General features: G+C 69.2%; 2 pseudogenes. Both read right to left on the bottom strand.

What is annotated here, in order from left to right:
* Positions 1-127, bottom strand: a pseudogene (locus tag GV819_RS33455) (copper homeostasis membrane protein CopD); the annotation flags it as partial.
* Positions 128-265: 138 nt separating this feature from the next.
* Positions 266-400 (bottom strand): annotated as a pseudogene (locus GV819_RS33450) (copper homeostasis membrane protein CopD); the annotation flags it as partial.

Genomic DNA, 400 nt, shown 5'->3' with positions numbered 1-400 from the left:
GCGGCAAGGTGCCCAGCAGCGAGACTGCGGCCACTGCGGCCACCCCCAGCAGCCATTCCACCTGCACGCTGTTGCGCAGGCTCGACAGGCGCTGGTCGCAGCCGCGGATTCGCAGGCGGTTGAACAGTTGCCGGCGCTTTCGCTGGCAAGCCCGCGCCTACGGCTGGCAGAGATATCGCGGGAGGTCCTGTAGGAGCCGGCTTGCCGGCGAAGGCGATCTTGCGGGCCTCTTCGCTGGCAAGCCAGCTCCTACCGGGGGGATCGTTCAGACCGCTTGCATTGGCGGCAAGGTGCCCAGCAGCGAGACTGCGGCCACTGCGGCCACCCCCAGCAGCCATTCCACCTGCACGCTGTTGCGCAGGCTCGACAGGCGCTGGTCGCAGCCGCGGATTCGCAGGCG

The organism is Pseudomonas sp. Fl5BN2, from assembly GCF_009908205.1.
GTDB lineage: Bacteria > Pseudomonadota > Gammaproteobacteria > Pseudomonadales > Pseudomonadaceae > Aquipseudomonas.
The sequence above is the reverse complement of the archived record's forward strand: the minus strand, read 5'-3'. Positions and strand labels throughout refer to the sequence as shown.